The organism is Pseudoxanthomonas gei, from assembly GCF_010119615.1.
Lineage (GTDB): Bacteria > Pseudomonadota > Gammaproteobacteria > Xanthomonadales > Xanthomonadaceae > Pseudoxanthomonas_A > Pseudoxanthomonas_A gei.
On sequence record NZ_QOVG01000003.1, the window covers coordinates 169,120 to 193,985 of the forward strand.

Consider the following 24,866-nt stretch of genomic DNA (forward strand, 5'->3'; position numbering starts at 1 on the left):
AGCTCAGCCCTGCAGGCGACGAAGGTCGGCATCCACCATCATGGTGATCAGCTGTTGCAGCGACGTCCTTGGCTTCCAACCCAGCCTGGCGATGGCCTTGGCCGGATTGCCCAGCAACACGTCCACTTCCGCCGGACGGAAGAACTGGGGGTCGATCACCAGGTGGTCCCCGGTATTCAGGCCGACGTGGCCGAAGGCGATCTCGACCATGTCGCGCACCGTGGTGGTCAGTCCGGTGGCGACGACATAGTCGTCGGCCTCCGGCTGCTGGGTCATCAACCACATTGCTTCCACGTAGTCGCCCGCGAAACCCCAGTCGCGCTTGGAATCGATGTTGCCCAGGCGCAATTCCTTCTGCCGGCCCAGCTTGATGCGCGCCACCGCGTCGGTGACCTTGCGGGTGACGAACTCGATGCCCCGCAGCGGCGACTCGTGGTTGAACAGGATGCCACTGGAAGCGTGCAGGCCGAAGCTTTCGCGGTAGTTCACGGTGGCCCAGTGGCCCATCAGCTTGGCCACGCCATAGGGACTGCGCGGATAGAACGGGGTGGTCTCGTCCTGCATGTCCGCCTGGATCAGGCCGAACATCTCGCTGGTCGATGCCTGGTAGAAGTGCGCCTTGGGATTGACGATGCGAACCGCTTCCAGGACGTTGATCACGCCTACGCCGTCAACCTGTGCGGTCAGGATGGGCTGCTGCCACGAGGTACCGACGAAGCTCTGCGCACCGAGGTTGTAGACCTCGTCTGCCTTGGAAATCTCCATGGCCCGGATCAGCGACGACAGGTCGGTGAGGTCGCCATCGACCAGTTTCACTTCGTTCTCGATGCCCAGTTCGCGCAGGCGCCACAGCGTGTCGGTGCTGCGCCTGGCCAGCACGCCGTGGACGCTGTAGCCCTTTTCGAGCAGCAGCTTGGACAGGTAGGCGCCGTCCTGTCCGGTGACGCCGGTGATCAGTGCGTTCTTGTTGTTGCTCATATTGCTTTCCTTGCGGTATCCAGGATGTCTGAAAGGGTGGTTTCGAACGGCACCTGCGGTCGCCATCCGGTGTCTTGGGTCAGCAGGCCCGCGTCGGCGACCATGCGCCGCTGTTCGGCGGGCCGGAGCTTGGCCGGATCCTGATGGATCTGCGGCGCGATACCCGCCAGCCGGCACATATCGCCGAGCAGGTCGCGGACCTTGCGCTCGATGCCCGACGCGACCAGGTAGATACGCCCGGCCTGGCCTGTGCGGAACATCGCATCGTAGGCAGCCACGATGTCGCGCACGTCGGTAAAGTCCCGGGTGGTGTCGATATCACCGGCCTCGATGACCGGGGCCTGGCGGCCCGCTTCGATCAACGCCACCTGCGCGGCCAGTGCCGGCAGTACGAAGCGCGGATCCTGGTCGGGGCCGACATGATTGAACGGGCGGGCAATGATGGCCTGCAGGCCTTCGGTGCGACCCCATTGCAGGCAAAGCTGTTCGGCCGCGAGCTTGCTGACCGCATAGGGGCTGCGAGGCTCGGGCGTGCGCGATTCGTTCACCGGCAACGCGTCTTCGGGCACGCGGCCATATACGTCGCCTGAGCTGGCATACACCAGGCGACCGTTGAAACCGCAAGCGCTCAGGGCCTGCAGCAGGTTCAAGGTGCCGATCAGGTTGATGTCCAGGGTCTCGCGCGGGTCTTCGAAAGAGCGCGGCACGAAACTCTGGGCAGCCAGATGCAGGACTGCAGTGGGTCGCACTTCATCGACCAGCCTGCGCACCGCCGCTGCATCGCGGATGTCCCATCCCGCCGGCGTGGTGGCCAGTGCCATGCCGGAGAAGCCGCCGTTGCGGAGCGACCTTTCCACATGCTTGCCAACGAAGCCATTGGCTCCGGTCAGCAGGAGCGTGCCGCCGGCCGTAGCCACTGCCCCCGGAATCACGACACCTTCCGGGCCGCGACGGCGCTTTTTTCGCTGGGAACCTGGGAGTTCTCGCTCACACGCCCGCCGAGGCTGGCACCCTGTCCGGACAGCCGCTCCAGGCGCTCGGCGAGCAGGCGGATCACCGGGACCACATCCGGCGCCGCTTCGACCCGCGCGGCCAACGCGTCGAGGTCGTGACCCAGCGCTTCCACCTGCGGCCGGACGGCGCTCAGGTCGTCTAGGCGCGCAGACAGCGCCATCAACTGCTTGGTGAACACGCCGGAAATTTCGTCCAGCCTGGCCCGGGCCTGGGCCAGTGCCATTTCCTGGGCGGAAGCCTGGGTACGCAATTGCTGCAACTGGGATGCAAGTGCCTCTGCGGCAGCGTGCGACCGCTCGCGCTCGGCCTGCAAGGAAACATCATGCGTGGCCAGGGTCGCTTCCAACCTCGCAAACCGCTGCTCCAGTTGTTGCGCCTGCAGATTGACGACACGACCGAGCTCGTGGGTCTCACGGGCCTGGGCGGCATCAAGGATGGATTGCCGGTCCGAAACGCGCGCAAGCCTCGCCAGGGAATGAACCCAGCCCAGTACCGGTCCCAGCAAGGGTTTGCGGCGCCATTTCTGCAACAGGAAGGGCGCCAGCAGGCCATCGACATGGACGCCTTCCTTTTCCCCCTCCGGCGACCAGCGCAAGGCCGCCAGCACTTCCACCTTGCTCAGGCGGCCATCGCGCAAACGCTCAAGGTAATGAACAACCCCGGTGTCGTCAGGAGCGCGCCTCAGCACTGCCCGATAGGCGTTCTCGATGAAATCCCGGTCTGAAAAAGACAACAGCTCGGGAAGTGCGTACTCGCGCTTCATGGCAATGCGCGGCGCCGATGGCTGCCAGCGGGCCAGGCCCGCCGCGTGCGCTTGTGGCGCCGCAGCCGCCACAGCTTCCGGAAGCGATCCACCCCGCCGGATCACCTCGCCACGGACTTGCGCCATGATCTCATCCACGCTGAGCGCCTGGACGGGGGCGGCGGGATTGACTTGCGGGGGAGGTGACATGCTCAAGTCTCAGCTGGGGGAATGGGGTCCGATCCGGCAACCGTGACGCGTTGAACAGGCTGGGCGTCGGCCTCGCTGACCCATTGAATTGTCTCATTTTTCAGGCTGAACGCGCTGTGTTGCCAGCTCAGCCAGTCGCGTGCGTTGGGATCCGGCCGTGTTCCGTATGCCGCAATCCAGCGCGTGATCGCATCGGCAAGCGATGCCCCGTCGTTGCCATCGAAATAACTTGCCGAGGCGCCGGCGACTTCGCGGAAGACCGGAATATCCCTGAGCAACAGCTCGCAACCAAGCAGCGCGGCCTCGCCTATGGGCAAGCCATAGCCTTCTCCCGCCGACGCCATCACCAGCAGCTCCGATTGCCGGTAGGCGGCCTGCAGCGTGGCATCGTCGGCATCGTCCAGCCAGTGCAGGTTGGGCTTGCTCGACGCGAGGCGCCTGATCCGTGCGAGCAGGGCCGCGGTTTCCCAACCCGGGCGGCCGACGATGAGCAAGTCGACCGCTACCCCGCGCCGTTCCAGCAGTTCGAATGCATCCAGCGCCTGCGCGTAGCGCTTGCGGGGTTCGATGGTGCCGACCATCAGCAGGCGCAGGGCGCCAGGCTGTCTGGCCGGAAGCGGAACCGGCGCGCCCGCGGCCAGGTCCGCACCCATGGGCAATACCACGATCCGCGGACAGCAGCCTTCCGGCAGCCGCTTGCGCAGGACCTCGGCCACGTCCCTGGAAATGCACAGAACCGTGTCAGCCCGGCGCGCGCAGACCTGCAGCCAGGAGGCAAAGGCCGGGGCGATGGATGGAGGAAACCAGTCCGGATGCTGGGCAGGCAACATGTCGGGGAGTACCAGTGCGATCGGAACCCGGGCCTGTTGCAGCCGATCCAGGGCAAGATCCAGCGCCGCCGCGCGATCACGGCAGAAGTCCAGTCCCAGCAGGTAGTCCCCAAGGACCGGTTCAAGTTCCGTGTCGGCTCCCAGCGCTCCGGGGGCAAGCCCAAGCAATTCGGCCAGGAACTGGCGTGCCAGCACATAGCCGCCCCGCTCGCCAAGGCGCACCGGCTCGATGGCATATCCTGCCGGTGCCACCAGCAATTCGTTCAGCCAGCGCCGGGTCAGCCGCTGCACACCGGCACCCAGATCCTCTGCAGCAAGCTCGGTCACGTCGACCAGACAACGGGGCGCGCCCGCAACGCCGCCCAAGCCTGCCGGCAGGCCCGCGCTTCGGGTGGTTTCCTCGAACACTTCCTGCCAAGCCGGCGCATGCGTCTTGGAGCCGCTGTCGGCCAGTCCGGCAGACCCGTCTTCGGGCCGGACTGATGCAGGTCCGCGGAAGCGGCCCGCCAGGGCGCGCAAGGGCGCGGTAATTCGCCAGCTCCTGCTTTGCTCCATCTGCGCCAGCCTGGCCTCAAGCGAGCGGCACCTGGCTTCCTTCGCGGCCATCTGCAGCCAGAGGCGATGGAGGGCGGCCGTTTCGCCCGGGCCGGGATCCATTGCCGGGTTACCCGTCATCGCCGCAGCCATGCGCAGCGGAACTCAGGCCGCAAGCGCGGCGGCAAGGTCACTTTGCAGATCGGCCAGGTCTTCGATGCCGACGCTGAGCCTGACCAGTCCATCGCTGATGCCCAGGGCTTCACGACGGTCCAATGGAATCGAGGCGTGCGTCATCACCGCCGGATGATTGACCAGGCTTTCGACGCCGCCCAGCGACTCGGCCAGCGTGAACAGGCGCGTGGTCTCGCAGAACCGGGTCGCCGCGGCCAGCCCGCCCTTCACCACCACCGAGATGATGCCGCCGAAGCCTTGCATCTGCCGGGCGGCGAGTGCGTGCTGCGGATGCGATGGCAGGCCGGGATAGATGACGCGTTCCACCGCCGCATGCGTGTCCAGCCACTGCGCCAGCGCCAGCGCATTGCTGCAATGCGCGTGCATGCGCAGTGGCAGGGTCTTGAGGCCGCGCAAGGCCAGGAAGCTGTCGAACGGCCCCTGCACCGCGCCCGTGGAGTTCTGCAGGAACGCCATCTGCTCGGCAAGTTCTTCATCGGCGCCGACCACCACCATGCCACCGACCATGTCGGAATGGCCGTTGAGGTACTTGGTCGCCGAATGCATGACGATGTCGGCGCCAAGCTCCAGCGGCCGCTGCAGGACCGGCGAGGCAAAGGTGTTGTCCACCACCACGCGCGCGCCATGCCTGCGCGCGACCGCGACGGCCGCGCGGATATCGACGATCTTGAGCATGGGGTTGGTGGGGGTTTCGATCCACACCAGTTTTGTCTGGGGCTTCATCGCGGCCTCCAGCGCCGCGATGTCGGTCATGTCGACGTAGCTGAAGTCCAGGGCCGCGGTGCGCCGGCGCACGCGCTCGAACAGACGGTAGCTGCCACCATAGAGGTCATCCATCGCCACCACGTGGGAACCGCTGTCCAGCAGCTCCAGGATGGTGGAACTGGCGGCCATGCCGGAGGCGAAGGCGAAGCCCCGGGTTCCGCCTTCCAGCGCAGCCACGCAGCGCTCGTAGGCAAAGCGGGTCGGGTTGTGGGTTCGCGAGTACTCAAAGCCCTGATGCACGCCGGGACTGGCCTGCGCATAAGTGCTGGTGGCGTAGATAGGCGGCATTACCGCCCCGGTGCTGGGATCCGGCGACTGGCCGCCGTGGATGGCGAGCGTGGCCATTGCGAACCCTTGCGATCCCGTCAATCCGGTGTGCTCTGCATCACCCATGTCGTATTCCATACCGTTTGAACCAGTATTCGATTCTATCATCCGGCCTGCAGTGGCAAGGCCATCGCTGACTGGCGATGGCTGCGAGCCTAGGCCATCCGGTCTTCAGAATAACTGCGGTACAACCAGCGCGGCAGCTTTGCATTGCCCGCCGGCGTGTTTCGCCAACGCGTGAAGAGATACTGGCCCAAGTCATGCTCACGCGACTTCTGGGCTTGGATGGCTGCGTTGACTATCCTCGCTGACGCCTGCGCCGACCCGATGTCGTCGTGGACATTGCCGGTGTAGCTGACCTCTATCCTGAAGCCAGCATGCTCCATGAGCTGGTGCAACTCATGACGGGTGTATTCACGGTTATGGCGGCCATGCGGTCCGTAGGCCGAATACGGGTCGTAGATGTTGCGGCCTTCGATAAACGCGATGACGTTCTCCAGTCGCACCGCATTGGGAGTCGTCAGCACCATGCAACCGTCTGGCTTGAGGACGCGCTTGAGTTCCATCACCGCGCGCAGCGGATCGATTGTGAGGTGTTCCAGCACTTCGCAAAAAATTATGTGGTCGAAGTGGTCGTCAGGATACGGAAGGGCGTCGGCTTCGATGTTCAAGTTGAGAAAATCGAAGGTGGTCCGCTCTTCAACGCCTTCGAAATTTCGGAACACCACTTCCTGCGCCCTGTCGACAGCCTCCGGGCCGAAGAAGTTGACCAGGTCCAGCGCAAGGGCTGGCCTGAAACGACGCATCAGCAACGTGGTGAAGTATGGATTGGCGCCGATCTCGAGCATGCGGCCTTCCGCGTCCTGGGGCACCAGGTCGAGCGTATGCAGGAAGCGCTCGCAGTCCGCGGTGGCGTAGTCCCTCAATTCGCCGGTGGCACTGCCACTTATCGAAACCGACACCAGCGAGTCGAGGATGCCGGCCTTGCTGTAGCCCTTCGGCACCGGCAAGGACGGCTGGTAACTGCGGGGGTTGATCAGCTTCCTGCTCTGGAACATTCGGCACGTCCCGGACGGCGGCAACCGGCCCCTACTGTACCCGGCGGCGCAGGTAGTTGAGCAAATCGATCCGCGTGATCAGTCCCAGGAAAGCATCGCCGTCGGTGATGATTGCAACCTGGCCCCGGTCGAAGACCGGCAGCAAGGCCTCGATCGGCGACTTGACGTCCAAGCGGTCCAGCTTGCTCACCATCGCGGTGGAGACGGGATCGCGGAAACGGTCCTCGTCGCCATACACATGCAGCAGCACGTCGCTTTCATCGACGATGCCGACCAGCTTCTCGCCTTCCATCACCGGCAGTTGCGAGACGTCGTACAGCTTCATGCGCTGGTAGGCGGTGGTCAGCAGGTCGGTCGGGCTGACCACCACGGTGTCCTTCTGGCTGTAGGGCCGCAGGATCAGGTCGCGCAGGTCGCCATGCTGGGCCCGTTCGATGAAGCCGTTGTCCAGCATCCAGTAGTCGTTGTACATCTTCGACAGGTACTTGTTGCCGGTATCACAGACGAACACCAGCACCTTCTTCGGCGTGGTCTGTTCCTTGCAGTATTTCAGCGCCGCCGCCAGCAGGGTGCCGGTGGAGGAACCGCCCAGGATGCCCTCCTTGGCCAGCAGCTCGCGCGCGGTCAGGAAGCTTTCCTTGTCGCTGATCGCGTAGGCTTTCTTGACCCGGGTGAAGTCGGAGATCTGCGGCAGGAAATCCTCGCCGATGCCTTCCACCATCCAGCTGCCGGACTTTTCGCTCAACGTGCCTTCGTTGATGTACTCGGTGAGGATCGAGCCGACCGGATCAGCCAGGATCAGTTCCACCTGCGGCGCATGCTGGGCGAAGGAGCGCGACAGGCCGGTCATGGTGCCGGAACTGCCGCATCCGAACACGATGGCATCCAGCTGGCCGTCCATCTGCCGCAGGATCTCCGGGCCGGTGCCGAACTCGTGCGCAGCGGGATTGTCCGGGTTGCCGAACTGGTTGATGAAGAACGCACCCGGTGTTTCGCTGGCGACGCGTGCGGCCAGGTCCTGGTAATACTCCGGATGGCCCTTGGCCACGTCCGAACGGGTCAGGATGACCTCGGCGCCCATGGCCTTGAGGTTGAAGATCTTTTCCCGGCTCATCTTGTCCGGCACCACCAGCACCAGCTTGTAGCCCTTCTGTTGCGCCACCAGGGCCAGGCCTATGCCGGTGTTGCCGGCAGTGCCTTCCACCAGCGTCGCGCCGGGCTTCAGGTCGCCGCGCTGTTCCGCCGCTTCGATCATCGACATGCCGATGCGGTCCTTGATGGAGCCGCCCGGGTTGGCACTTTCCAGCTTCAGGTAGACCTCGCACAGGCCGGTATCGAGGTGCTGGGCCCTGACGATGGGCGTTTCGCCGATGAGTTCGAGGACGGAAGAATGGATGGCCATGCCGGAGGTGCGCTCGCGTGCAGCTTGTGGGTCCGGGATTATCGCATCGCCGGCGTGCCGCGACTTGCCGGGCGCCGAAAAGCAGAAACCCGCCGAAGCGGGCCTTGCGATTGTGAGTGACGCGGACGGCGACAGCCGACGAGGAGGCTGTCGCCGCCCGCGACAATGGAACGCGGGGCGACGTCAGTGGGGTTTGGCGTCGTAGATTCGTATGAGCCGTTCTTTCGCTGCGAGCTTCTCGCGCTTCATCTGGCCCAGGGTGGTGTCGTCTATCGGAAGGACACCGAGTTCGGCATCGGTGACTTTCTTGTTGAGTTCGCGGTGTCGCTGGTAGAGCTGCTTGAACTCCGGGTCGGCTTTCATCAATGCGTCTATTTCGGTTTGCGGCTGTCCTTCGAACATGGCGTGAACCTCCTTCAGCAGAAATACGAACGCCCCGGCCTTTGCAGGCACAGGGCGTTGGCTTGGGAGCGGAACGTCGGGCATTGACGGGTGCATTCCCCAAAATCACCCGCATTGGCCCGATGGCCGACTGCGGTGTCCTCTGGTTGGTGCTTGGGCGTCATCGGCTCGAATCTCCGGTGAGCCAGGCGACGGGGGCCACCTGGGGTTATGACCCTACTCCCTGATTTCCACCCCGGCAACCCTGCTTGCAAGTGATTGATTGGATTGGGAAATACAGCCTCACCGGCCATTCCCGTAAACCCACCCAGATCAAGGGTATACGGTACAAGTATTTGTTTTCCAAGCAAAAACTATTGCGCAACCACCACGTCCACCGCCCGCGCCCTGGTTCCCTCGCCCTTCGCGGCGGACTGCAGACGGGCCTTGGGAATTCCGGCCGCCACCAGCGCGTCACGGACCGCGTCGGCCTTGCGCTGGCCGGGCGTCTGCTTGTCGCCGAAGCCCTCGATCCGGGCCTTGGCCTTCGGGTTGGCCTGCAGGTAGGCGGCAAGTGCCGAAACGCTGGCCGAACCGGCAGCGGACAGCTTGGCCTGGCCGCTGCCGAAGGCTGCCGCGCCCAGGGTGAAGACTTCGCCCCGGTCCTCGAAGCGCGAGGCGGGCAGCTTGCTGCCCGACATCAGTTCGGCCTCCTGCCGCGCCAGCTGGGCTTCCTTCTGGCGTGCGGCGCCGAGTTTGGCGGTCTGCTGGCCGGCCACCGAGGTCAGCATGTCCTCGGCGTCCTGCCGGGCCAGGGTCTCGGCTTCGGCGGCGACCCGCAAGCGCTCGGCCTCCTCGGTCTGGATCTGGGCCTGGATGCGCAGGCGCTCGTTTTCCTGGCGGGCGCGGGCCGCTTCGCGGCGGCTGGCTTCCACCAGCAGTTCGCTGCGGGTGCGCTCCAGCCGGTCCGCTTCGCGGCGCGCCGCTTCAGCGCGGGCGGCGGTTTCTGCGATTTCGACGCGGCGGTCGGCAATGTAAAGCGCACTGTCGCGCTGCTTGCCACGCGCCTTGGCCAGGGCAGCCACGGCCTGTTGCGCCTGCAAGCGCTCGAACGCGGCGAGCTCTGCCCGCTCCGGATCCGACTGCAGCATGACCAGGCGCTGGTTCAGGGCGACCACCTCGGGCCGCTCGGCCGACAGTGCCGGCAGCGCGGCCAGCAACAAGGCGCAGGCCAACAGGGGAGCCCTCATCGGGCCGGCTCCAGGTCGAGGGTCCGCTGCAGTTCGCTGATTTCCTGGCGACGCTGCTGCACCTGGGCCTGGGCGATCGCTTCATTGCTGCGGGCCCGCGCGAGTTCCGCATCCACCGTCGCACGCAGGGCCAATTCGGGAGCCTGCCTGCGCTCGCGGCGGTCGGCGGCGGCCGCCTGCGCCTGGGCCAGCGCGCTGCGGGCCGAGGCCAGCAGGTCGGGCGCGTACTGGTCGGCGTCGGCCTGGTCGGCGCGGTTCACTGCCTGCTGCGCAACCGCCAGTTCCGGCACCGCTGCAACCTGGGAGTAGGCAGGCGCCGACAACGCGGCTCCCAATGCCATTGCGCCAACCATCACACACAGGGATCGGCGGAATTGTGCGAAGCTACGATTCATTGGGAGTGCCGTGGCGTTAGGGGAATGCGCGGCCATTGTCGGAAGCCTGCGTCGCACATGCAACGGTGCGATGCCAATGTTGGGGAACATCGCACATGGATATCGGCTACTTCCTGAAGCTGATGACGGAAAAGAACGCCTCGGACATGTTCCTGACCACCGGGGCACCCGTTTACATCAAGATCGAAGGCAAGCTCTATCCGCTGGGCAACACCGGCCTGCCTGCCGGCATGGTCAAGAAGATCGCCTATTCGCTGATGGACGAAGGCCAGGTGCCGCAGTTCGAACGCGACCTGGAACTCAACATGGCCCTGGCCGTGCAGGACGCAGGCCGCTTCCGCATCAACGTGTTCAAGCAGCGCGGTGAAGTGGGCATGGTTATCCGCGCGATCCGCAGCGTGATCCCCAGCATCGAGGAGCTGAGCCTGCCCGAAGTGCTGAAGGACATCATCATGACCCCGCGCGGGCTGGTGCTGCTGGTCGGCTCCACTGGCTCGGGCAAGTCCACCTCGCTGGCCTCGATGATCGACCACCGCAACAGCACCACCACCGGTCATATCCTCACCATCGAGGATCCGATCGAGTACCTGCACAAGCACAAGCAGTCCATCGTCAACCAGCGCGAAGTCGGCCTGGATACGCACGCTTTCCACAACGCGTTGAAGAACGCGATGCGCGAGGCGCCGGACGTGATCCTGATCGGCGAGATCCTGGACGCCACGACCATGGAAGCGGCGATCGCCTTCGCCGAAACCGGCCACCTTTGCCTGGCCACGCTGCATTCCAACAACGCCGACCAGACCATCGAGCGCATCCTCAACTTCTTCCCCGAGACTGCGCACAAGAACGTGCTGATGAACCTGGCGCTGAACCTGCGCGCCGTGGTGTCGCAGCGCCTGGTCAAGGGCAAGGACGGCCGCCGCATGCCCGCGGCCGAGGTCCTGATCAACACGCCGATGATCCGCGACCTGCTGCGCCGCGGCCAGGTGCACGAGATCAAGGCCGCCATGGAGGCTTCGCTGGAAGACGGCATGGAATCCTTCGACCAGTGCCTGTTCCGCATGGTCAAGGAAGGCCGCATCGAGCAGGAGGAGGCGCTGCGCGCCGCCGACTCACGCGATGGCCTGGCCCTGAAGTTCCGCCTGTCCGAAGGCAGCAGCGGCGAACACGACCCGTATGCCGATTACGACACCAGCGCTTCGTCGGGCCCGCCGCGCATCACCCAGGGATTTGGCTGATCACGGGTAGCGCGCCTGCCCGAATCGCATGCAAGGTCCCGGTCACTTCCGCCATTGCGGAAGTGACCGGGAACCGCAATCTTTCAAACACCTGGCCTAACCGCGGCCGCTACGCCAGCTGCTGCGCATCCGGCTGCTTGTCCGGCATGGCCTCGATGAACGCGGGCAATTCCAGGCAGGCCTGCTCGATCCGCCGGATGGTGGGAAACGCCGCCAGGTCCACGCCGAAACGGCGGGCGTTGAACACCTGCGGAATCAGGCAGCAATCGGCCAGTCCCGGCACTTGTCCATGGCAGAAGGCGCCCGTCGCCGGGTCGCTTTCCAGCAAGGCTTCCATGGCCTCGAAGCCTTCCACGATCCAGTGCTTGATCCACTCGTCGCGCTCGGCCTGGGGTACCCGCCAGGTCTGTTCGAAGTAGCGCAGCACGCGCAGGTTGTTGAGGGGATGGATGTCGCTGGCAACCAGTTGCGCCAGGCCGCGCACCCGGGCGCGGTCACGCGCCGTCATCGGCAGCAGGCGCGGCGAAGGCCAGGCCTCGTCCAGGTATTCCAGGATGGCCACCGACTGCCGGATCACGCGCACGCCGTGCATCAGCGTGGGCACCATGTGTTGCGGGTTCACGGCCACGTAGCCGGGCTGGTGCTGTTCGCCCCCGTCGCGGACCAGGTGCACCGGCAGGGTCTCGTAGGCAAGCCCCTTGAGGTTCAGGCCGATGCGCACGCGATAGGCCGCACTGGAGCGCCAGTAGGAGTAAAGGCGTAGTTGCTCACTCATCGGCGATCCTGGCCTGTGGAAAACTGGCGGATGACGCTGTGGTGCATGGAATCAGGCCTGCGCATCACCGTTCTCGCATTTGCGCCCATGCAGTGGTTCAGGGCAAGGGCTGGATCTCGATCCGTTGTTCGATCGCGCCAAAAATGGAAGTGCCATCACTATTTACCATCTCGATGCGCACCGTGTCGCCAAATTTCATGAAAGGCGTCGTTGGCTTGCCGTCGCGCAGGGTTTCCACCGTGCGCTTTTCGGCGAAACACGACGCGCCTTTCGAGGTGTCCACGTTGGCGATGGTCCCGGAGCCGACGATCGTGCCGGCAGACAGCGGCCGGGTCCTGGCGGCATGGGCCACCAGTTGCGAGAAGTCGAACTGCATGTCCACGCCGGCTTCCGGCGCGCCGAACCACTCCCCATTGACATGGGTGAGCAGCGGCAGGTGCAGCTTGTTGTCGCGCCAATGTTCGCCCAGCTCATCGGGTGTGACGAAGACCGGCGACAACGCCGATCGCGGCTTGGATTGCAGGAAGCCGAAGCCCTTGTTCAATTCACCCGGGATCAGGTTGCGCAGCGATACGTCGTTGACCAGGCCGATCAGCTGGATGTGCGCGGCAGCCTGGGCCGGCGTCACCGCCATGGGCACGTCATCGGTGATGACCACGATCTCGGCTTCCAGGTCGATGCCGTAGTCCTCGCTGACCACGCGCACTGCGTCACGCGGGCCATGGAAGCCGGCGCTGGTGGCCTGGTACATCAGGGGGTCGGTGTAGAAGCTCTCCGGCACTTCGGCGCCGCGCGCACGGCGCACGCGTTCGACGTGGGGAAGATAGGCGCTGCCATCGACGAACTCGTAAGCGCGCGGCAGCGGTGCGGCCAACGCCTGGAAATCAAGGGCGAAGATTCCATCGGAATCGCCACGGTCCAGCGATTCGGACAGGGCATTCAAGCGGGGGGCCAGGTTGGACCAGTCTTCCAGCGCGACCTGCAGGGTCGGCGCGATGCCGGTGGCCCGCACCGCGCGGGTGAGGTCTCGCGAGACGACGATGAGGGTGCCGTCGCGGCCGCCTTCCTTCAGTGAACCCAGTTTCATCCGAATCTCCGTTGGCTGCGTAGCGGCCTATTGTTTCAATTGTAACTAGCTAGCCCGCCGAGAGCACCTTGCCGAGCCGGACCGGCTGCCCAGCCCTTCTCGTCAAGGAGCAGCCGGGCAGGCCCCACAAGCAAATGGACACAGGGTCATTCGTCGCCCTGGAAGTTGCCCGCCCGGTAGGTCAGCACCAGCGTATCGCGGTAGCCGTAGTCCGCGGTCGGCTGGATAGGCGTGGATTCGTGAATCATCCGCGCATCGTCCAGCAGCATCAGGCTCCAGGGCTCGGTCAGGGTAAAGCGCTGGCCGTCGGGACCGTTGGCATCGAACACCCGCGTCTCGCCGCCACTGATGCCATGCCGCCCTACCAGCAGCACGGCGACCACGTCGACGCCATCGCGATGGGCGCCTTCGGGCGTGGGCCTGCCAATGCCATCGGCGGTATCGATGCGGAACTGGTGTGCTTCCAGGTACCAGGCCTGCTGGCCCTTCAGCACATCGCAGATCCGGGCTATGGCCTTGAGCAGCGCATCCCACGCCGGCTGCACGAGCGTGCCGGGCCCGATCGGCTCGAACCAGCGGCGCATGCCGCCATGCAAGGCGTTGTATTCCTCCGACTGCCAATGGGCCCGATGCGGCGCGAGGGTCAGGGCGTCCTGATCGACCACGAAACACGAATGCCGACGCTTGCGGTAACTTCCCCCGTCCTTGAGGTAATGGTCCGGTTGCAGGTCGTCCCAGGCGGGGGTCAATGCCTCCAGCGCCTGCAGCTCAACACCACACAGCTGGGCTACGTCGGCGGGAGCCAGGACGGCATAGCCACGTTCGCGCAGGCACGCGGTGAGCTCGGTGATGCCGACGAAAGGAGGTGGAAAGCTGGTGACCATGGAAGCCCCGATGCAAGTTTGAGCAGGTCTGGCGAAATCGAAGCCGTGAGTGGCGAGCCGCTCGAACCACGCAATTGCCAGGAACTGCAAAGATGCAGATTGTCGCCTGCTTTGCCTTCGACACGGCAAGGCATCGATTCAAACGGGATCGGCGGCGGCTCCGGGATGAAGCCCTGCGCAACTGCTCAGCCCTGCCCGCCCGCGCCTGAAACGCAAAAACCCGCACAAGGCGGGTTTCTGCTGCGGGGGCGTGGCGCCTGCCCCTGCGATGGTACGTACGACTTGTATGGCAGCCCCGGATGGATTCGAACCACCGAATGTCTGCGTCAGAGGCAGATGCCTTACCGCTTGGCGACGGGGCTGTGTTGACTGGTTGATAGTAAAGTCGACGGCTGCGCCGTCTGTCAATGGTGGATGCAAAAACCACTTTCCAGCCCGCTTGGCGGGCGACTTTACCGTTTACTGCTTTACCGATTAACGCTTCGAGAACTGGGTGGCGCGGCGAGCCTTGTGCAGGCCGACCTTCTTGCGCTCGACTTCGCGGGCGTCGCGGGTCATGAAACCGGCCTTGCGCAGTTCGGTCTTCAGGGTTTCGTCGTATTCCACCAGCGCGCGGGCGATGCCCAGACGGATGGCGCCGGCCTGGCCGGTGGTGCCGCCGCCGGAAGTGGTGGCCATGATGTCGAACGACTCGGTGTTCTTGGTCAGCTCAAGCGGCTGGCGCACGATCATGCGGGCGGTTTCGCGCCCGAAGAATTCGTCGAGCGGACGGCCGTTGACGCTGATGGCGCCGGTACCCTTGCGCAGGAACACGCGGGCGATGGAGGACTTGCGACGGCCGGTGCCGTAATTCTGGGTAATTGCCATGATCAGATATCCAGGACTTGCGGCTGCTGGGCGGCATGCGGGTGATTGGGGCCTGCGTAGACCTTGAGCTTGCGGTACATCGCACGGCCCAGGGTGTTCTTCGGCAGCATGCCCTTGACGGCGATCTCGATGACGCGCTCGGGGTGGCGCTCCAGCGCCTGGCCCAGGGTTTCGCTCTTGAGGTTGCCGATGTAACCGGTGAACCGGTAATACATCTTGTCGGCCAGCTTGTTGCCGGTCACGTGGATCTTCTCGGCATTGATCACCACCAGGTAATCGCCGGTATCGACGTGCGGGGTATAGACCGGCTTGTGCTTGCCGCGGAGGCGGCGGGCCAGCTCGGTGGACAGGCGACCGAGGGTCTTGCCTGCTGCGTCGACGACGTACCAGTCACGCTGGACGGTCTCGGACTTGGCGCTAAACGTATTCATGAAGGAGCTCGATGTTGTTTGGTCGGGCGGATTGCGCCGGGTGGAAACACCCGCCGGAACTTTGCCACGCGTTGTAAGGGTGGAACGAAAGAGGCCGGATTGTACGTATCGTCGTGCTGCATTGCAAGCAAACCAGGCCCCTCGAGCCCGTTACCGGGCCGAACGGAGACCTCACGGCCGGGACCCGGCACAATGGCAGCCATGACTGCCCGAGCCCTTTCCGCCCTCGACCGCCTGCTGGTGGATGCCCAGAACGCACTGGATACCGTGGCCGGGAAACCCCTCGCCCGACGCCCCAATCCAGCCGCAGACACGGCCGATGTGGAGCTGGACGAGGCCGAACGCCGCCACGCCGCCGGCCTGATGCGGATAAACCACGTGGGCGAGGTCTGCGCCCAGGGCCTGTACGTTGGTCAGGCCGCGGTGGCGCGCGACCCGCAGACCCGCGAGCACCTGCTGGAAGCGGCCCAGGAAGAGACCGACCACCTGGCCTGGTGCGGCGACCGCCTGGCCGAGCTGGGCAGCCGCCCCAGCCTGTTCAACCCGCTCTGGTACGCCGGCAGTTACGCGCTGGGAGCGCTGGCCGGCCTGCGCGGCGACGGCTGGAACCTGGGCTTCGTGGTGGAAACCGAACACCAGGTCGAGGCCCACCTCGACGAACACCTGCAGACGCTGCCTGAAGCCGACCTGCGCAGTCGGGAAATCATCAAGGTGATGAAGGCCGACGAGGCCCGCCATGCCGACCATGCCGAAAAAGCAGGTGCGCGCATCCTGCCGCAGCCGATTCCGGCGTTGATGACGGCCGCTTCGAATCTCATGAAAGCCGTGGCCTACCGGCTCTGAAAGCCGCACGACTGCAGGAGCGACGACCCACTACGCCCGGGCTAAGCCGAGGTGAGCTTCAGGCCGATCGCGCCGCTGACGATCAGGGCGATACACAGCAGTCGCGCCGGCGAGGCGCTTTCCGAAAACAGCACCAGTCCCAGGGTGGCCACGCCGACCGCACCGATGCCGGTCCAGATCGCGTAGGCGGTGCCCACCGGAATGGTGCGCAACGCCTGGGTCAGCAACCACAGGCTGATCGCCGCTGCGGCCACGGTGCCGATGCTGGGCCACAGGCGGGTGAACCCTTCGGTGTACTTCAGGCCGATTGCGAAGCCGATCTCGAAGATTCCGGCCAGCAGCAGATAGATCCAGGGCATTGGTGTTTTCCTCGAAAGCAGTTGCATGAAACGAAAACGGCCCGGGGCTTTCGCCACGGACCGCCGTCGGTCTTGGTAGCGCAGGCGATGCCTGCGCGCGGGTCGTCCCGCTTGTTTCTTGCTGGTCACACGATAACGGACGTTTGCCCAAGCCTGGGTAACCCCGGCCGATGGCCGATTATTCGACCAGGTTGCGCCCGTGGAAAAGCTCCTCGATCTCGCGCTTCAACAGCGCTTCGATCTTCATGCGCTCCTTGAACGAAAGATTCTTGGCCTTTTCCTCGAACAGGTACTGGTCCAGGTCGAAGTCCTTCAGATGCAGCTTGGTGTGGAAGATGTTTTCCTGGTAGACGTTGACGTCGAACATCTCGTAGCGGGACTTGATGTTCTTGGCCAGGAAGTCCTGGATCGAGTTGATCTTGTGGTCGATGTAGTGCTTCTTGCCTTTCACGTCGCGGGTGAAGCCACGCACGCGGTAATCGGCCACCACGATGTCCGACTCGAAGCTCTCGATCAGGTAGTTCAACGCCTTCAGCGGCGAAATCACCCCGCAGGTGGCCACGTCGATGTCGGCGCGGAAGGTAGCGATGCCATGCTGCGGATGGGTTTCGGGATAGGTGTGGACGGTGATGTGGCTCTTGTCCAGGTGCGCGACCACGGCATCGGAAATGATCTCCTTGCCGGCCATCTTCTTGTCGATCACCGGCTCTTCGGAGATCAGGATGGTCACCGAGGCGCCCTGCGGATCGTAGTCCTGGCGGGCGACATTGAGGATGTTGGCGCCGATGATCTGGGCCACATCGGTCAGGATCTGGGTCAGCCGGTCGGCGTTGTATTCCTCGTCGATGTAGGCGATGTAGCGCTGGCGCTCTTCTTCCGAAACGGCGTAGCAGACGTCGTAGATGTTGAAGCTCAGCGCCTTGGTGAGGTTGTTGAAACCCTGGAGCCTGAGACGCGGAAGCGGTTTGACCACGGCGGTAATCCCTCTGGGGGAGACGACAAGGGGCGGGATTATGGGGCAAACGGGGTGACAGCGGAATGTCGGTGCGCTCCGGGCCCTGCGCTACCGGTATGGGTTTGCCGTCGCGCCCGTATTCAGACTAAGCTTGCTTAACCGTAGCTTGATATCCCCCGATGAGCCTAGGTACCCCGATTTCAAATCCTGCCCGCATTGCGCCCAGCCCGCTGACGCCCGATGCCGCCACCATCGAACGCTTCCTGGCCCATTGCCACCGTCGCCGCTATCCGGCGCGCGCCGACGTATTCCGCCCCGGCGATCCGGCCGGCACCATGTATTACGTGGTCAGTGGTTCGGTGAGCATCATCACCGAGGAAGAGGATGACCGCGAGCTGGTGCTGGGTTATTTCGGCACCGGCGAGTTCGTCGGCGAGATGGGACTGTTCATCGAATCCGACCGCCGCGAAGTGATCCTGCGCACCCGCACCCAGTGCGAACTGGCCGAGATCGGCTATGAGCGCCTGCACCAGCTGTTCACAGGGACGCTGGTCGCCGACGCGCCACGCCTGCTGTACTCGATTGGCTCGCAGCTCTCACGCCGGCTGCTGGACACCAGCAGGAAAGCCAGCCGCCTGGCCTTCCTGGACGTGACCGACCGCATCGTCCGCACCCTGCACGACCTGGCTCGCGAGCCGGAGGCCATGAGCCACCCGCAGGGCACGCAGTTGCGTGTGTCGCGGCAGGAGCTGGCACGCCTGGTCGGCTGTTCGCGCGAAATGGCCGGCCGCGTGCTCAAGAAGCAGCAGGCCGATGGCGTGCTGCACGCCCGCGGCAAGACCGTCGTGCTGTACGGCACGCGCTGAACGCACCGGTTTGGGGATCGAAGAAGGCGGGCTTCGGCCCGCCTTCTTCTTGCCTGTGATTTCGTTGGCAGGCGCCTCGATGATTGCCCATGCGGGCTGCGGGATGGCAATGGTGGGTCGGGCCCCACCCTATGCCACGGCCTGGCCTGCGCGGTCCTTGCAGCCCCAGTTGAGGATCGGCGTTCCGGCCGGCAACACCTTGCGGAACATCTCCACCCGCTTGGCCTTGGGGTTCACCACCACCGGCGCGTGCGCGGCGTGCAGTAGCGGCAGGTCGGCGCTGCTGTCGGAATAGGCGACGGCGATTTCGCCGTAGCCACGTTCTTCCAGCATGCGCACCTTCTCTTCGTTGTGGCAGTGCCGCCGTGCGCCCATCGCGCCGAAGCGCGGCCCTACCGCGGTGCCGATGACCGGCACGTCCTGGTGGGTCACGAACGCAAGGATGGCGCGCGCCAGCTCGGGCGGTGCGCCCGTGGCAATGACCACGCGGTCGCCCGAAGCGCGGTGCCCACGCAGCACCTCCAGTGCGATCGGCAGCAGGCGCTGGCGGATCTGGTCCTGGTGGGTGGCCACGTAAAGGTCGAGCAGGGCATCGAAACTGCGGCGCCCGTGCAGGCCGAACGTACCTATCCACACATAGCCGGTGATGCCACGGCGGCGCGTCGGCAGCAAGGCCACCATCGGTCCCAGCACGGGCGTCGCTGCCAGCGCGACCAGCGCCCGCAACGGATTGCGTTTCAGCATCCAGCCCAGCACATGGCCAAAGGAGTCGCCGTCGTACAGCGTGTGGTCGAAGTCGAACACGACTACCGGCGCATCGTCGCGCGGCACGGGATAGGCCTGCGGGGACATGGCTTCACTCATAGGGAAAGAATAACTGACGCAGCGCGTCGCCCGGTTCATCCGCGCGCATGAAGGTCTCGCCGACCAGGAAGGCATTGACCCCGGCCGCGCGCATGAGGGCGACGTCCTCGGCCACCACGATGCCGCTCTCGGTGACCAGCAGGCGGTCCCGCGGCACCGCATCCTTCATCGACAAGGTGTTCTGCAGCGAGACCTCGAAGGTCCGCAGGTTGCGGTTGTTGATACCTATCAATGGCACCGGTACCTGCAGCGCGCGTTCCAGCTCGTCGATGTCGTGCACTTCAACCAGCACGTCCATTTCCAGCTGCATGGCCAGGCCCGACAGGTCGACCAGTTGCCCATCGTCCAGGGCCGCGACGATCAGCAGGATGCAATCGGCGCCCAGCACGCGCGCCTCGTACACCTGGTAGGGATCGATGGTGAAGTCCTTGCGCAGCACCGGCAGCGTGCAGGCCTCGCGGGCCTGCTGCAGGTAGGCGTCGGCGCCCTGGAAGAAATCCACGTCGGTCAGCACCGACAGGCAGGCCGCGCCCCCGAATTCATAGCTCATGGCGAGTTCCGCCGGGCGGAAATCGGTGCGGATCACGCCCTTGGACGGGCTGGCCTTCTTGATTTCCGCGATCACCGCAGCGTCGCCGGTGGCGATGCGCTCGTGCAGGGCGTCGGCGAAGCCGCGTACCGGCGAGGCATCGTCCACGCGCGCCATCAGTTCAGGCAAGGGCACGCGCACGCTGCGTTCGGCAATCTCCCCGGCCTTGCGGGCGAGGATGGTGTTGAGGATGTCGCTCATTGCGGCCTTATGGGTGACGATGCAGCACGGACATGCGGAATTCTAGGCCATTGCGGCTCAAACAGGCCGGCAAGGCAGTCACCGACTATCTCTATCCCAACCGTAGGCCCGCTCTACTCTTGCAATCCTCAGTTCGAAGTGGTCATACCAGTCGCTGCGTCCGCGTTCCCGGGCAGCGGTGTGCTCGGCGTGGCGACGCCAGGCGAGGATGGATTCCTCGTTTTCCCAATAGGCAACGGTGATGCCGAACCCGTCGGCTCCACGGGTGGATTCCACGCCAAGGAAACCCGGCTGCTCGCGCGCAAGCTCGACCATCCGTTGGGCGGTGGCGCCATAACCCTCCTCATCCGACGCGTTACGCTGCGAGGAAAATATGACGGCGTAGTACGGCGGCTTGGGTAACAGGGCAAATCCGTCATTCATGTGCTTGTCCCTCGGGCGCCATTGCTGCATCGACCATCGGCCTCACTCGGTGATCATGCCGACCCTAGATTTCCGGCTGTAGCGTCTTGAGCCCCAGTTTACTTGTCGTTGCCACGAACTCCTCCAGCCTGGCCAGCGCCGCACCCGTGGTGATGACTTCGCGCGACAAGGCGATGCCTTCCTCGATGCTGGCGGACACGCCGGCCACGTAAAGTGCCGCACCGGCGTTCAGCACCACGATCTCGCGCGCCGGCCCGGGGCGGTTGTCCAGCACGCCGAGCAGCATGGCCCTGGACTCGGCCGCATCGGACACCCGGAGGTTGCGGCTGGCGGACATGGCGATACCGAAGTCCTCCGGATGCAATTCGTATTCGGTGACCACGCCATCGCGCAGCTCGCCGACCAGGGTCGCCGCGCCCAGCGAAAGCTCGTCCATGCCATCGCGGCCCCATACCACCAGTGCGCGCTCGGCGCCGAGCTCCTGCAGCACGCGTGCCTGGATACCGACCAGGTCCGGATGGAACACGCCCATCAGGATGTTGGGCGCGCCGGCCGGATTGGTCAGCGGCCCCAGGATGTTGAAGATGGTGCGCACGCCCATTTCGCGGCGCACCGGCGCCACCACCTTCATCGCCGGGTGGTGCACCGGGGCGAACATGAAGCCGATGCCGGTTGCTTCGATCGATTCGGCAACCTGTGCGGGCTGCAGTTCGATGTTTGCGCCCAGCGCTTCCAACACATCGGCGCTGCCGGATTTGGAGGACACGCTGCGGTTGCCGTGCTTGGCGATGCGCGCACCGGCGGCCGCGGCCACGAACATGGAAGCGGTGGAAATGTTGAAGGTATGCGAGCCGTCGCCACCGGTGCCGACGATGTCGACCAGATGCCGCTTGTCCGGCACGTCCACCGTGCGCGAGAACTCGCGCATCACCGTGGCGGCGCCGGCGATCTCGCCAATGGTCTCCTTCTTGACCCGCAGGCCGGACAGGATGGCGGCGGTCATGGTCGGCGAGACTTCGCCACGCATGACCTGTCGCATCAGGTCCACCATTTCGTCATGGAATATCTCGCGATGCTCGATGGTGCGTTGCAGGGCTTCTTGCGGGGTGATGGGCATGAGGGAGGCCAATAATCGGGAATCGGGAATCGGGAATCGGGAATCGGGAAAGGCTAAACATTCCTGTTCGTCATTCCCGCGGAGGCGGGAATCGCTCTCGGCGAGAAGCCAGAGCGGTTCCCGGCTCCGCGGGAGCGACGGTCGTTACTGTTCCAGGAAATTCTTCAACAGCGCATGCCCATGCTCGGTCAGGATCGACTCCGGATGGAACTGCACGCCCTGCACCGGGAATTCCCTGTGGCGCAGGCCCATGATCTCTTCGAACGAACCATCTTCCAGTTCGGTCCAGGCGGTGACCTCCAGCACATCGGGCAAGGTGCCGCGATCCACCACCAGCGAATGGTAACGGGTGGCTTCGTAGGCATCAGGCAGGTCGGCAAACACGCCCTTGCCTTCATGGCGGATGCGCGAGGTCTTGCCATGCATGATGGTCTTGGCCCGGATCACGTCGCCGCCATAGGCCTGGCCTATGCTCTGGTGACCCAGACACACCCCGAGGATGGGCGTGGTGGCGCCCATGCGCTCGATGATCTCCAGCGAGACCCCCGCTTCGTTGGGCGTGCAGGGACCCGGCGAGATCACGATGCGCTCCGGCGCGAGCTTCTGTATCTCGTCCACCGTCAACGCATCATTGCGCACCACCTTGACCTCGGCCCCCAGGGTCTGCAGGTACTGCACGAGGTTGTAGGTGAAGCTGTCGTAGTTGTCGAGCATCAGGAGCATAGGTCAGTCCGCGAGCAGGAATACTGCGTAGATCTTGTCGGTGAAATTCACGTACCCAACCTTGAACGACTCTGTTTGCATTCGATTGATTCTTGCTCCCGTCACTTCCACCCTGTCGAGGGTTCTGCTATCGCCATCCCAACCGTATCCCCCCTGCCAACTCCCTTCCCTAACACCATAATTAAACTGCGGTGCCACGTCGGAAACGCTGTACAGGCCGCCAACGCGTGCACCATAAGCCTTGGCAATCTCCTCTGCCTTTTTACGCGTACTTTCAATCGCTTTTAAACGAAGCTGATCCTTCAACGCCTGTTCCGTGGAAAGCTCCGTTGATATGCCCGATACCTGCACCTGTTCGCTGGCCTTAATTCCCGCCAGGAATTTCTCCAGGCTTGCCGTATCCGAAAACCGGACAGTCAGTTTCCTTGAGGCAGACACGCCTGCGTAGACTTCCTCTTCCTTCTTGTTGTCGTAGCGCTCGTACGGGCCGATCTCAAGCGATGTGGCAACAATCTCGCCGTCCGGAACACGAGAATTACTCAATAATTCCAGCACGCCTTCGTAGCTTCTCTGCAATCTATCCCTTGCAACTTGCGCACTCGCATCAATTTCCTCGAACTCGATCGTGATTTTGAATCGATCCGGTATCGCGCGCGCCTGCGCATCTCCGTAAACCAGGATATGACGAGTCGGCGGCAAGGCGTTGACTTGCGCGGATGCATCTGCCGCAATCAGCGACAGGAGCATGAGCACTGTGGTCCTAAGATTCACGCGATGTTCCTTTTTTTTGGATGACTGCTTCGGGATATGCCTGACAGGCTGAATAAAAAGCCGAATGTCATTCCCGCGAAGGCGGAAGTGCTTTTTCAACAGCGCCAGCTGGTCAACCCAGCGACTTTGCTTCCACGGCTGAAGTCGCTGGATCCCCGCCTTCGCGGGGATGACGATTCGGATGTGACCTTTGCCTGGGCGACCTGCAGCCGCCAGCCTTGTCCAAGTCCTCTCCTCGATACGTGGGATTGCGATCGCTGCATTTTCCATCACAACCCCTTCGCCGCTTCCGCCACCGCCCGGAACAAGGCCCTGCCCTTGTTCATGGTCTCGTCCCATTCCTTCTCGGGATCGGAGTCGTAGACGATGCCGGCGCCGGCCTGCACGTGCAGCCGGCCGTCCTTGATCACCGCGGTGCGGATGGCGATGGCGGTGTCTGCATCGCCGTGCCAGCCGATGTAGCCGATGCTGCCGGCGTAGACGTTGCGCTTGATCGGTTCCAGCTCGCGGATCACTTCCAGCGCGCGGATCTTGGGCGCGCCGCTGACGGTGCCTGCGGGGAAGGTGGCACGCAGCACGTCGGCGTAGCTCAGGCCGGGCAGCAGCTTGCCGGTCACCTCGCTGACGATGTGCATGACATGGCTGTAACGTTCGATCACGAACTGCTCGCCCACCTGCACGGTGCCGGCGGCGGAGACCCGGCCCGCATCGTTGCGGCCCAGATCGATCAGCATCAGGTGCTCGGCGCGCTCCTTGGGATCGGCCAGCAGCTCGGCCTCCAGGGCGAGGTCTTCCTCCTGATTTTTACCGCGCGGCCGGGTGCCGGCAATCGGCCGCACGGTGACTTCGCCGTCCTCGAGGCGCACCAGGATTTCCGGCGAGGAACCGACCACCTGCACGTCGCCCACATCCACGAAGTACATGTAGGGCGAGGGGTTCAGCGCGCGCAGTGCCCGGTAGACGTCCACTGGCCGCGCGCTGAACGGCACGCTGAGCCGTTGCGACAGCACCACCTGGAAGATGTCGCCGGCGCGTATGTATTCCTTGGATTTCTCCACCGCCGCGATGAAGCCGTCGTGGGTGAAGCCGGAAACGAAGTGGCTTTCATCCAGCACGTCGCGGGTTATCGGCGCGGGGTAGGAGCCGGGCTGGCGCAGCTTGCCGGTGAGCTCATCCAGTCGCGACTGCGCGTTGTCCCAGGCGTTCTCCTCGCCTGGATCGGCATGCACGATCAGGTACAGGCGGCCCTTGAGGTTGTCGAACACCGCCAGCTCTTCGGAAAGCATCAGCAGGATGTCGGGCGTGTCGAGTTCGTCAGGCTTGTCGCCGCCAGCCAGGCGAGGCTCGATGTAGCCGATGCACTCGAATCCGAACCAGCCCACCAGCCCGCCGGTGAAGCCAGGCAGGCCTTCGAGTTCCGGAACCGAATAGGAAGCGCGCAACGCTTCCACTTCGGCAAACGGATCTGCGACCTGGCGCTGCTCCGTCACCAAGCCATCGTCGCGGATTTCCATCGCATGACCGCGAAAGGTGACCACTCGTTTGGCAGGCAGGCCGATGATCGAATACCGGCCGAAACGCTCGCCGCCTTCCACCGATTCCAGCAGGTAGGTGTGTGGGGCGTCGGCGAGTTTCAGGTAGACCGAAAGCGGCGTATCCAGGTCGGACAGCACTTCGCGGACGACGGGGATGCGGGTGTGGCCGTTAGCGGCGTGTTGCTGGAACTGGACTTGCGTGATCAAGGAGGCATTCCTTCCGGGGCGCGGTGGCAGGGCAGACGACGGCATCAGGC

27 protein-coding genes and 1 tRNA gene are annotated in these 24,866 nt (G+C 64.3%); 3 read left to right on the forward strand and 25 right to left on the reverse strand.

What is annotated here, in order from left to right; genetic code table 11:
* Positions 1 to 3: 3 nt before the first annotated feature.
* The 10 genes from DT603_RS05785 to DT603_RS05830 all read right to left on the reverse strand — a co-directional run bounded on the left by DT603_RS05785 (position 4) and on the right by DT603_RS05830 (position 10,081).
* Complete coding sequence (locus DT603_RS05785; RefSeq protein ID WP_162348916.1) at positions 4 to 978, reverse strand: GDP-mannose 4,6-dehydratase; 975 nt, start codon at positions 976 to 978, stop codon at positions 4 to 6.
* On the reverse strand, positions 975 to 1,910 hold the full coding sequence (locus DT603_RS05790; RefSeq protein WP_343037724.1) for a GDP-mannose 4,6-dehydratase: 936 nt from the start codon (positions 1,908 to 1,910) through the stop codon (positions 975 to 977). The genes DT603_RS05785 and DT603_RS05790 overlap by 4 nt, the downstream gene beginning before the upstream one ends.
* Entirely contained in the window at positions 1,907 to 2,944 is a 1,038-nt protein-coding gene (locus DT603_RS05795; protein WP_162348917.1) for a DUF4214 domain-containing protein, read from the reverse strand. Before DT603_RS05795 ends, DT603_RS05790 begins: the two co-directional genes overlap by 4 nt.
* A gap of 2 nt (positions 2,945 to 2,946) precedes the next feature.
* Positions 2,947 to 4,449, reverse strand: a complete 1,503-nt coding sequence (locus DT603_RS05800; protein ID WP_162348918.1) for a glycosyltransferase family 4 protein — start codon at positions 4,447 to 4,449, stop codon at positions 2,947 to 2,949.
* Between the two features lie 24 nt (positions 4,450 to 4,473).
* The gene (locus DT603_RS05805; protein WP_162348919.1) at positions 4,474 to 5,661 is read right to left on the reverse strand and encodes a cystathionine gamma-synthase; all 1,188 of its coding nucleotides are present in this window, start codon (positions 5,659 to 5,661) and stop codon (positions 4,474 to 4,476) included.
* A gap of 89 nt (positions 5,662 to 5,750) precedes the next feature.
* Complete coding sequence (locus DT603_RS05810) at positions 5,751 to 6,653, reverse strand: class I SAM-dependent methyltransferase (RefSeq protein ID WP_162348920.1); 903 nt, start codon at positions 6,651 to 6,653, stop codon at positions 5,751 to 5,753.
* A 31-nt stretch (positions 6,654 to 6,684) separates the two neighbouring features.
* Positions 6,685 to 8,055: a pyridoxal-phosphate dependent enzyme gene (locus tag DT603_RS05815; protein ID WP_162348921.1), complete on the reverse strand. Its 1,371-nt coding sequence runs from the start codon at positions 8,053 to 8,055 to the stop codon at positions 6,685 to 6,687.
* 183 nt (positions 8,056 to 8,238) lie between these two features.
* On the reverse strand, positions 8,239 to 8,457 hold the full coding sequence (locus tag DT603_RS05820) for an HP1242/YdcH family protein (protein ID WP_093286560.1): 219 nt from the start codon (positions 8,455 to 8,457) through the stop codon (positions 8,239 to 8,241).
* 353 nt (positions 8,458 to 8,810) lie between these two features.
* Entirely contained in the window at positions 8,811 to 9,686 is an 876-nt protein-coding gene (locus DT603_RS05825) for an OmpA family protein (protein ID WP_162348922.1), read from the reverse strand.
* Complete coding sequence (locus tag DT603_RS05830; protein WP_162348923.1) at positions 9,683 to 10,081, reverse strand: DUF4398 domain-containing protein; 399 nt, start codon at positions 10,079 to 10,081, stop codon at positions 9,683 to 9,685. Before DT603_RS05830 ends, DT603_RS05825 begins: the two co-directional genes overlap by 4 nt.
* Before the next feature lie 95 nt (positions 10,082 to 10,176).
* Here DT603_RS05830 and DT603_RS05835 point away from each other — a divergent pair, with 95 nt between their 5' ends.
* Positions 10,177 to 11,319, forward strand: a complete 1,143-nt coding sequence (locus DT603_RS05835) for a PilT/PilU family type 4a pilus ATPase (protein WP_162348924.1) — start codon at positions 10,177 to 10,179, stop codon at positions 11,317 to 11,319.
* A 109-nt stretch (positions 11,320 to 11,428) separates the two neighbouring features.
* Here the strand turns inward: DT603_RS05835 and maiA are convergent, their stop codons facing one another.
* From maiA to rplM, 6 genes are all read right to left on the reverse strand, one after another.
* Positions 11,429 to 12,094: a maleylacetoacetate isomerase gene (maiA, locus tag DT603_RS05840; protein ID WP_162348925.1), complete on the reverse strand. Its 666-nt coding sequence runs from the start codon at positions 12,092 to 12,094 to the stop codon at positions 11,429 to 11,431.
* A 97-nt stretch (positions 12,095 to 12,191) separates the two neighbouring features.
* Positions 12,192 to 13,181 carry a fumarylacetoacetate hydrolase family protein gene (locus DT603_RS05845; protein WP_162348926.1) on the reverse strand — a complete coding sequence of 330 codons (990 nt, stop codon included), beginning with the start codon at positions 13,179 to 13,181 and terminating at the stop codon, positions 12,192 to 12,194.
* Positions 13,182 to 13,327: 146 nt separating this feature from the next.
* The gene (locus DT603_RS05850; protein ID WP_162348927.1) at positions 13,328 to 14,065 is read right to left on the reverse strand and encodes a 2OG-Fe dioxygenase family protein; all 738 of its coding nucleotides are present in this window, start codon (positions 14,063 to 14,065) and stop codon (positions 13,328 to 13,330) included.
* Between the two features lie 287 nt (positions 14,066 to 14,352).
* Positions 14,353 to 14,427, reverse strand: a tRNA-Gln gene (locus DT603_RS05855).
* Positions 14,428 to 14,539: 112 nt separating this feature from the next.
* A complete protein-coding gene (gene rpsI / locus DT603_RS05860; protein ID WP_162348928.1) occupies positions 14,540 to 14,932 on the reverse strand; it encodes a 30S ribosomal protein S9 in 393 nt (130 codons plus the stop codon).
* Positions 14,933 to 14,934: 2 nt separating this feature from the next.
* A complete protein-coding gene (gene rplM, locus DT603_RS05865) occupies positions 14,935 to 15,363 on the reverse strand; it encodes a 50S ribosomal protein L13 (RefSeq protein WP_162348929.1) in 429 nt (142 codons plus the stop codon).
* A gap of 201 nt (positions 15,364 to 15,564) precedes the next feature.
* Here rplM and coq7 point away from each other — a divergent pair, with 201 nt between their 5' ends.
* Positions 15,565 to 16,206 (forward strand): 2-polyprenyl-3-methyl-6-methoxy-1,4-benzoquinone monooxygenase, encoded by a 642-nt coding sequence (gene coq7 / locus DT603_RS05870; RefSeq protein ID WP_162348930.1) that lies wholly within the window; start codon positions 15,565 to 15,567, stop codon positions 16,204 to 16,206.
* A 41-nt stretch (positions 16,207 to 16,247) separates the two neighbouring features.
* On the opposite strand, the gene sugE is transcribed toward coq7, so the two are convergent.
* Both sugE and speD read right to left on the reverse strand, forming a co-directional pair.
* The gene (gene sugE / locus DT603_RS05875) at positions 16,248 to 16,565 is read right to left on the reverse strand and encodes a quaternary ammonium compound efflux SMR transporter SugE (protein WP_162348931.1); all 318 of its coding nucleotides are present in this window, start codon (positions 16,563 to 16,565) and stop codon (positions 16,248 to 16,250) included.
* 178 nt (positions 16,566 to 16,743) lie between these two features.
* Positions 16,744 to 17,538, reverse strand: coding sequence for an adenosylmethionine decarboxylase (speD, locus tag DT603_RS05880; RefSeq protein WP_162348932.1), 795 nt, complete (start codon positions 17,536 to 17,538; stop codon positions 16,744 to 16,746).
* 161 nt (positions 17,539 to 17,699) lie between these two features.
* Between speD and crp the strand changes: the two genes are divergently transcribed.
* Positions 17,700 to 18,386, forward strand: coding sequence for a cAMP-activated global transcriptional regulator CRP (gene crp / locus DT603_RS05885; protein ID WP_162348933.1), 687 nt, complete (start codon positions 17,700 to 17,702; stop codon positions 18,384 to 18,386).
* 129 nt (positions 18,387 to 18,515) lie between these two features.
* Here the strand turns inward: crp and DT603_RS05890 are convergent, their stop codons facing one another.
* From DT603_RS05890 to trpE, 7 genes are all read right to left on the reverse strand, one after another.
* Complete coding sequence (locus tag DT603_RS05890) at positions 18,516 to 19,238, reverse strand: haloacid dehalogenase-like hydrolase (protein WP_162348934.1); 723 nt, start codon at positions 19,236 to 19,238, stop codon at positions 18,516 to 18,518.
* A gap of 4 nt (positions 19,239 to 19,242) precedes the next feature.
* Positions 19,243 to 20,040, reverse strand: coding sequence for an indole-3-glycerol phosphate synthase TrpC (gene trpC, locus DT603_RS05895; protein ID WP_162348935.1), 798 nt, complete (start codon positions 20,038 to 20,040; stop codon positions 19,243 to 19,245).
* 78 nt (positions 20,041 to 20,118) lie between these two features.
* Positions 20,119 to 20,463, reverse strand: a complete 345-nt coding sequence (locus tag DT603_RS05900) for an antibiotic biosynthesis monooxygenase family protein (RefSeq protein WP_162348936.1) — start codon at positions 20,461 to 20,463, stop codon at positions 20,119 to 20,121.
* 64 nt (positions 20,464 to 20,527) lie between these two features.
* Positions 20,528 to 21,580, reverse strand: coding sequence for an anthranilate phosphoribosyltransferase (gene trpD / locus DT603_RS05905; protein ID WP_162348937.1), 1,053 nt, complete (start codon positions 21,578 to 21,580; stop codon positions 20,528 to 20,530).
* Between the two features lie 144 nt (positions 21,581 to 21,724).
* The gene (locus tag DT603_RS05910) at positions 21,725 to 22,303 is read right to left on the reverse strand and encodes an anthranilate synthase component II (protein WP_162348938.1); all 579 of its coding nucleotides are present in this window, start codon (positions 22,301 to 22,303) and stop codon (positions 21,725 to 21,727) included.
* Positions 22,304 to 22,306: 3 nt separating this feature from the next.
* Positions 22,307 to 23,344 carry an SIMPL domain-containing protein gene (locus DT603_RS05915; RefSeq protein WP_162348939.1) on the reverse strand — a complete coding sequence of 346 codons (1,038 nt, stop codon included), beginning with the start codon at positions 23,342 to 23,344 and terminating at the stop codon, positions 22,307 to 22,309.
* Complete coding sequence (gene trpE / locus DT603_RS05920) at positions 23,344 to 24,816, reverse strand: anthranilate synthase component I (protein WP_162348940.1); 1,473 nt, start codon at positions 24,814 to 24,816, stop codon at positions 23,344 to 23,346. The genes DT603_RS05915 and trpE overlap by 1 nt, the downstream gene beginning before the upstream one ends.
* Positions 24,817 to 24,866 lie beyond the last annotated feature (50 nt).

What these genes read in the sequence shown, in the direction of transcription:
- DT603_RS05830 (WP_162348923.1), bottom strand. Translation starts at nt 10,081, where the DNA reads ATGAATCGTAGCTTCGCACAATTCCGCCGATCCCTGTGTGTGATGGTT.
- trpC (WP_162348935.1), bottom strand. Translation starts at nt 20,040, where the DNA reads ATGAGCGACATCCTCAACACCATCCTCGCCCGCAAGGCCGGGGAGATT.
- maiA (WP_162348925.1), bottom strand. Translation starts at nt 12,094, where the DNA reads ATGAGTGAGCAACTACGCCTTTACTCCTACTGGCGCTCCAGTGCGGCC.
- coq7 (WP_162348930.1), top strand. Translation starts at nt 15,565, where the DNA reads ATGACTGCCCGAGCCCTTTCCGCCCTCGACCGCCTGCTGGTGGATGCC.
- DT603_RS05835 (WP_162348924.1), top strand. Translation starts at nt 10,177, where the DNA reads ATGGATATCGGCTACTTCCTGAAGCTGATGACGGAAAAGAACGCCTCG.
- crp (WP_162348933.1), top strand. Translation starts at nt 17,700, where the DNA reads ATGAGCCTAGGTACCCCGATTTCAAATCCTGCCCGCATTGCGCCCAGC.
- DT603_RS05795 (WP_162348917.1), bottom strand. Translation starts at nt 2,944, where the DNA reads ATGTCACCTCCCCCGCAAGTCAATCCCGCCGCCCCCGTCCAGGCGCTC.
- DT603_RS05845 (WP_162348926.1), bottom strand. Translation starts at nt 13,181, where the DNA reads ATGAAACTGGGTTCACTGAAGGAAGGCGGCCGCGACGGCACCCTCATC.
- rpsI (WP_162348928.1), bottom strand. Translation starts at nt 14,932, where the DNA reads ATGGCAATTACCCAGAATTACGGCACCGGCCGTCGCAAGTCCTCCATC.
- DT603_RS05915 (WP_162348939.1), bottom strand. Translation starts at nt 23,344, where the DNA reads ATGGAAAATGCAGCGATCGCAATCCCACGTATCGAGGAGAGGACTTGG.
- DT603_RS05805 (WP_162348919.1), bottom strand. Translation starts at nt 5,661, where the DNA reads ATGGGTGATGCAGAGCACACCGGATTGACGGGATCGCAAGGGTTCGCA.
- trpD (WP_162348937.1), bottom strand. Translation starts at nt 21,580, where the DNA reads ATGCCCATCACCCCGCAAGAAGCCCTGCAACGCACCATCGAGCATCGC.
- DT603_RS05850 (WP_162348927.1), bottom strand. Translation starts at nt 14,065, where the DNA reads ATGGTCACCAGCTTTCCACCTCCTTTCGTCGGCATCACCGAGCTCACC.
- DT603_RS05820 (WP_093286560.1), bottom strand. Translation starts at nt 8,457, where the DNA reads ATGTTCGAAGGACAGCCGCAAACCGAAATAGACGCATTGATGAAAGCC.
- sugE (WP_162348931.1), bottom strand. Translation starts at nt 16,565, where the DNA reads ATGCCCTGGATCTATCTGCTGCTGGCCGGAATCTTCGAGATCGGCTTC.
- DT603_RS05910 (WP_162348938.1), bottom strand. Translation starts at nt 22,303, where the DNA reads ATGCTCCTGATGCTCGACAACTACGACAGCTTCACCTACAACCTCGTG.
- DT603_RS05785 (WP_162348916.1), bottom strand. Translation starts at nt 978, where the DNA reads ATGAGCAACAACAAGAACGCACTGATCACCGGCGTCACCGGACAGGAC.
- DT603_RS05890 (WP_162348934.1), bottom strand. Translation starts at nt 19,238, where the DNA reads ATGTCCCCGCAGGCCTATCCCGTGCCGCGCGACGATGCGCCGGTAGTC.
- DT603_RS05810 (WP_162348920.1), bottom strand. Translation starts at nt 6,653, where the DNA reads ATGTTCCAGAGCAGGAAGCTGATCAACCCCCGCAGTTACCAGCCGTCC.
- DT603_RS05825 (WP_162348922.1), bottom strand. Translation starts at nt 9,686, where the DNA reads ATGAGGGCTCCCCTGTTGGCCTGCGCCTTGTTGCTGGCCGCGCTGCCG.
- DT603_RS05815 (WP_162348921.1), bottom strand. Translation starts at nt 8,055, where the DNA reads ATGGCCATCCATTCTTCCGTCCTCGAACTCATCGGCGAAACGCCCATC.
- DT603_RS05900 (WP_162348936.1), bottom strand. Translation starts at nt 20,463, where the DNA reads ATGAATGACGGATTTGCCCTGTTACCCAAGCCGCCGTACTACGCCGTC.
- rplM (WP_162348929.1), bottom strand. Translation starts at nt 15,363, where the DNA reads ATGAATACGTTTAGCGCCAAGTCCGAGACCGTCCAGCGTGACTGGTAC.
- DT603_RS05800 (WP_162348918.1), bottom strand. Translation starts at nt 4,449, where the DNA reads ATGACGGGTAACCCGGCAATGGATCCCGGCCCGGGCGAAACGGCCGCC.